The organism is Streptomyces sp. NPDC059142 (assembly GCF_042755665.1).
GTDB lineage: Bacteria > Actinomycetota > Actinomycetes > Streptomycetales > Streptomycetaceae > Streptomyces.
On sequence record NZ_JBHZDA010000148.1, the window covers coordinates 4,511 to 9,992 of the forward strand.

Sequence of the window (5,482 nt, forward strand, 5' to 3'; positions counted from 1 at the left end):
GCCACACCCCCGCTCTCCGCCTCCAACTTAATCCCCGCCCGCATCTACTCCCCCTGCGCGGCGCTCAGCCCCCCCTCCTCCGCGGCCCCCCCCCCCCCCCCGAACCGTTTTTCCCGCGCCCCGCCTTTCACCGCCGACGCGGCTCCACACGCGGGCCGGCGGCCATTGTCAGTGGCACCCCGTACGGTCTGTTCCAGTCGACCGGGAGGGGGAGCGATGACGGCTGTCGACACGGTGGAGGTACGGGCGCCCGCCTGGCGCGGGGGGTTCGGGCGGCTGTGGTCGGCCGCGGTCGTCTCGCGGTTCGGTGACGCGCTGCGGACGGCGGCCCTGCCGCTGCTCGCCGCCTCGCTCACCGACGATCCGCTGCTGATCGCCTCGGTGACGGCCTGCGGCTATCTGCCGTGGCTGCTGTTCGGGCTGGTCGGCGGGGCGCTCGCGGACCGGGTCGACCAGCGGCGGGCGATGTGGGGCGTCGACCTGGTCAGGGCCGTGCTGATGGCGGCCTTCGCGGTGGCCGTCGCCCTCGGACACGCGTCGATCGCGCTGCTCCTGGCGCTCGCCTTCCTGCTCACGACGTTCCAGACGCTCTTCGACAACGCGGCCTCCGCCCTGCTGCCCTCCGTGGTGGCGCGGCCCGCCCTCGCCACGGCCAACGCCCGGCTGATGACCGGGCAGCAGATCGCGGGCGCGTTCCTCGCCGCCCCGCTGGTCCCGCTGCTGCTGCTCGCGGGCGCCGCCGCGCCGCACGCGGCCAACGCGGTCACGTACGGGGTGGCGGCCCTGCTCATCGCCTCCCTCCGGATCGCGGCGCCGGAGCGTCCGCCCCGCGCGGCCGGCTCCACCCTGCGCACGGAGATCGCCGGGGGCATCCGCTTCCTGGCGGGGGACCGGACGCTGCGCGGACTGTGCCTGGCCACGACGCTCTGCAACATCGCGATGGGCGGGCTGATCGCGACGCTGGTGCTGCATGTCACGGGCTGGCTGGGGGGCGGCGACCGGGCGTACGCGCTGACGCTCACGGCCTTCGGCGCGGGGAGCGTGGCCGGCGGTCTGCTGGCCGGGCGGGTCGCCGAGCGGATCGGGCGCGTCCGGGCCATGTTCCTCGCCGGATGCGTGCAGATCGGCTGTCTGGTCGCGCTGGGCTCGATACGGGAGATCTGGGCGCCGGCGCTCTGCCTCGGGATGTTCGGGGCGATGAACATGGTGTGGAACGTCAGCCAGACCACCCTGATGCAGGAGCGCAGCCCCCGGGAGATGCTCGGCCGGGTCAGCTCCGCCTTCCGTACCCTCGCGCTCGCCGGGGCGCCGCTCGGCGCGCTGCTGGCCGGGGCCGCGGCGGCCGGCTGGGGGCTGAACACCCCCGCCCTGCTCGCCGCCGGGCTCTTCGCACTGGCTGTCGCCTCGCTCGGCACTCTGATCAATTAAGTTGGGACGGACAGTGGGGACAGACAGACTCGCAGGCGTATAGCCACGCCGGCACACAGGCACGAGAAGAAGTGGGCTGATGTCCGAGATGAACGCGGAAAGCCGTACCAGGCTCAACCGGACGCCCGAGTGGAGCGCTCTGGGCAAGCACCGGGAACAGTTGGCGGGCACCACTCTGCGGGAGCTGTTCGCCGCCGACCCGGCGCGCGGCACCGGCTACACCCTCCGGGTGGGGGACCTGTATCTGGACTACTCCAAGCACCTGGTGACGGACGAGACGCTGGCGCTCCTGCGCGAGCTGGCCTCGGCCACCGGGGTCGCGGAGCTGCGGGACGCGATGTTCCGCGGCGAGAAGATCAACACCACCGAGGACCGCGCCGTCCTGCACACCGCGCTCCGCGCCCCGCGCGACGCCGTGGTCGAGGTCGACGGGGAGAACGTCGTCCCGGCGGTGCACGCGGTGCTCGACCGTATGGCCACCTTCGCCGACCAGGTCAGGATCGGCGAGTGGACGGGCCACACGGGCCTGCCCATCAGGAACATCGTCAACATCGGCATCGGCGGCTCCGACCTCGGCCCCGCCATGGCGTACGAGACGCTGCGCTCCTTCACCGACCGCGACCTGACGGTCCGTTTCGTCTCCAACGTGGACGGCGCCGACCTGCACGAGGCGGTACGGGACCTGGACCCGGCCCAGACGCTCTTCATCGTCGCGTCCAAGACCTTCACCACCATCGAGACCATCACCAACGCCACCTCGGCCCGGAACTGGCTGCTGACCGGGTTGCGCGTCGGCCCCGAGGCGGTCGCCAAGCACTTCGTGGCGCTGTCGACCAACGCCGAGAAGGTCGCCGACTTCGGTATCGACACGGCGAACATGTTCGAGTTCTGGGACTGGGTCGGCGGACGCTACTCGTACGACTCGGCCATCGGACTCTCGCTGATGATCGCGATCGGCCCCCGCCGGTTCCGCGAGATGCTCGACGGCTTCCACCTCGTCGACGAGCACTTCCGCACCGCGCCCCCCGAGGAGAACGCGCCGCTGCTGCTCGGACTCCTGGGCGTCTGGTACGGGGCGTTCTTCGACGCCCAGTCGCACGCGGTCCTGCCGTACAGCCACTACCTGTCCAAGTTCACGGCCTACCTCCAGCAGCTCGACATGGAGTCGAACGGCAAGTCCGTGGACCGGGACGGCCGGCCGGTGGAGTGGCAGACCGGTCCGGTCGTCTGGGGCACCCCGGGCACCAACGGGCAGCACGCGTACTACCAGCTCATCCACCAGGGGACGAAGGTCATCCCGGCGGACTTCATCGGCTTCGCCCGGCCGGTGGACGATCTGCTGCCCGGTCTGGTCGCGCAGCACGACCTGCTGATGGCGAACTTCTTCGCCCAGACCCAGGCGCTCGCCTTCGGCAAGACGCCCGACGAGGTACGCGCGGAGGGGGTGGCCGAGGAGCTGGTGCCGCACAAGACGTTCCGGGGCGACCACCCGACCACGACCATCCTCGCGGAGACGCTGACCCCGTCCGTACTGGGCCAGTTGATCGCGCTGTACGAGCACAAGGTGTTCGTCCAGGGCGCCGTGTGGAACATCGACTCCTTCGACCAGTGGGGCGTCGAACTGGGCAAGGTCCTCGCCAAGGAGATCGAGCCCGTGCTCACCGGCGAGGCCGAGGGCGACGGGTTCGACGGCTCGACGGCGGCGCTGGTCGCCACCTACCGCTCGCTGCGGGGCCGCTGAGCCGATGGGGGAGGGGGTGCGAAGACTGCGACCGCCGAACAACACGCTGGACGAGCGTGCCGTCGGCTGGTGGCGCGCGCAGTGCCTGCTGGCAGCGCTGGTTCCGGTGGCCGTGCTGGTGGTGCTCGGCGTGTTCATCGCGCCCGCGCGGGGATGGCTGCTCGGTACGGCGGCCGTCCTCGCGGTGCTCGGTCTCGTCTGTACGGCGCTGATACCCGTGTGGTGGTTCCGCGTGCACCGCTGGGAGGTCACGGGCGAGGCCGTCTACGTCCGGACCGGTTTCTTCCGGCAGGAGTGGCGGATCGCGCCGATGTCCCGGATCCAGACCGTGGACACCGTGCGCGGCCCGCTGGAGCAGCTCTTCAGGCTCTCCACCGTCATCGTCACGACCGCCTCCTCCAAGGGCGCGGTGCACCTGCGGGGCCTCGACCACGAAGTGGCCGCGGACCTCGCCGAACGGCTGACCCACATCACCGGGGCCACGCCGGGGGACGCGACATGAGCGGCCCGCCGGAACCGGCCGGGGAGGCCGACCTCGCGGACCCCGCGGACCCCGCGGACCCCGCGGACCCCGCGGACCCCGCGGACCCCGCGGACCCCGCGGACCCCGCGGACCCCGCGGACCCCGCGGTCCCGGCGGTGGACGACGTGGTCCCGGGCGTCGCCCCGGCCGCCACCGGCCCGGCGGAGGAGGCGCGCGGCGAGGCGGAGTGGCGGCGGCTGGACCCGCGCACCCCTGCTGGTCACCGCCCTCGTCCTGGCCGGGGTCGTCCTCGGCGCGGGGCTGCCCACCGCCGTCGGCATGGCCGGCCGGATGCCGCTGGCGGAGTCGGTGGCCTGGGTGGTCGCCGGGGCCACGCTGCTGGTCCTCGCCGGCACGGGCGGGGAGTACGTCCGCTGGCGCCGCACCCGCTACCGGACAGGACCCGAGCGCGCCGAACTCCACACGGGCCTGTTCCTGGTCAAACGCCGCTCGCTGGCCAGGGACCGGATCCGCAGCGTCGATCTGACCGCACATCCGCTGCTGCGGATCCTCGGCCTCGTGAAGGTCCGTATCGGCACCGGCGAGCACTCCGGCGGCGAGTCCACGCTGGAACTCGACCCGGTCACCCGGGCCGAGGGCGAACGGCTCCGTACCGAACTGCTCGACCGCGCCCCGGACGGAGCGGGCACCCACCCCGAGGGCGTGCTCGCCGTCCTCGACCGCCGCTGGCTGCGGTACGCGCCGCTCTCGTTCGTCGCCCCGGTCCTCGGCGGCGCGGCGGCCGGCGGACTGCTCCAGATCAGCGAGTGGTTCGGCGCGCAGACCCAGGTCATCGACTGGATACGGGACCGCTTCGAGCAGACCCCGCTCGTCTGGACGGTCCTGATCCTGGTGGCCGCCGCCGCGCTCGCGGGCATCGTCGGCGCGCTCGGCCTGTGGATCGAGATGTGGTGGAACTACCGGCTGGAGCGCGAGCCCGGCGGCACCCTCCGGGTCCGCCGCGGCCTGCTCACCTCCCGCTCCGTCTCCATCGAGGAGCGACGGCTGCGCGGCGTCGAACTGGTCGAGCCGCTGGGCGTCCGGCTGGCGGGCGCCGCGCGGGTGGACGCGGTCGCCACCGGCCTCACCCAGGACGAGGACGACGAGCACGCCGACAACAAGGCGCTGCTGCCCGCCGCGCCCCGTGCGACGGCCCACGCGGTGGCCGCGCGGGTCCTGCGGGAGACGGTCTCCCCGACCGACCCGGCCCCGCTGATCCGGCACCCGCGGGCCGCGCGGGGGCGCAGACTGCGCTGGTCCCTGGCCGGCGCGCTGCTGCCGGTGGCGCTGCTCGCCGTCCTCGGGCTGCTGGTGACGGACGTCCTCCTGCCGGTGGCGGCGGCCTGCGCGGTGGTGCTGCTCCCGGCGGCGGTGCTGCTCGCCCTGGACGCCTACCGGAATCTGGGCCACGGTCTGAGCGGCGGCTATCTGGTGGCCCGCTCGGGCACGGTCCGCCGCTCGACAGTCGCGCTCCAGCGGACCGGGGTGATCGGCTGGACGGTGCGGCAGTCCCTCTTCCAGCGCCGGGCCGGTCTGGTCACCCTCACGGCGACGACGGCCGCGGGAGAGGGCGCTTACCACGTCCACGACGCGGCGCGGAGCGAGGCGCTGGCCTTCGCGGACGCGGCGGTCCCGGGTCTGCTGACACCCTTCCTGGAGACCGTTCCCGAGCGGCCCGTCCCAGGGGCGAAGCCCTCTCCGTAGCGGGGAAGCGCCGCTCCACCCGGCGGTCGCCCCCGCCCGTACACCCGCGCGGGCCCGCCCCCGGGGGGGCGGGCCGGGGCCCCCGG

At 73.6% G+C, this 5,482-nt stretch carries 3 protein-coding genes and 1 pseudogene; all 4 read left to right on the forward strand.

Annotated features, from left to right (window positions below):
* The first annotated feature begins 216 nt into the window (after nt 1-216).
* On the forward strand, nt 217-1,428 hold the full coding sequence (locus tag ACFXPK_RS31125) for an MFS transporter (protein WP_385005390.1): 1,212 nt from the start codon (nt 217-219) through the stop codon (nt 1,426-1,428).
* 88 nt (nt 1,429-1,516) lie between these two features.
* A complete protein-coding gene (pgi, locus tag ACFXPK_RS31130; protein ID WP_385080480.1) occupies nt 1,517-3,169 on the forward strand; it encodes a glucose-6-phosphate isomerase in 1,653 nt (550 codons plus the stop codon).
* 4 nt (nt 3,170-3,173) lie between these two features.
* A complete protein-coding gene (locus tag ACFXPK_RS31135) occupies nt 3,174-3,671 on the forward strand; it encodes a PH domain-containing protein (RefSeq protein WP_385080478.1) in 498 nt (165 codons plus the stop codon).
* Nucleotides 3,668-5,396 (forward strand): annotated as a pseudogene (locus tag ACFXPK_RS31140) (PH domain-containing protein). Before ACFXPK_RS31135 ends, ACFXPK_RS31140 begins: the two are co-directional and overlap by 4 nt.
* Nucleotides 5,397-5,482: the final 86 nt, after the last annotated feature.

Excerpts from the sequence above, each read along its gene's own strand:
- ACFXPK_RS31125 (WP_385005390.1), top strand. The coding sequence starts at position 217 with ATGACGGCTGTCGACACGGTGGAGGTACGGGCGCCCGCCTGGCGCGGG.
- pgi (WP_385080480.1), top strand. The coding sequence starts at position 1,517 with ATGAACGCGGAAAGCCGTACCAGGCTCAACCGGACGCCCGAGTGGAGC.
- ACFXPK_RS31135 (WP_385080478.1), top strand. The coding sequence starts at position 3,174 with ATGGGGGAGGGGGTGCGAAGACTGCGACCGCCGAACAACACGCTGGAC.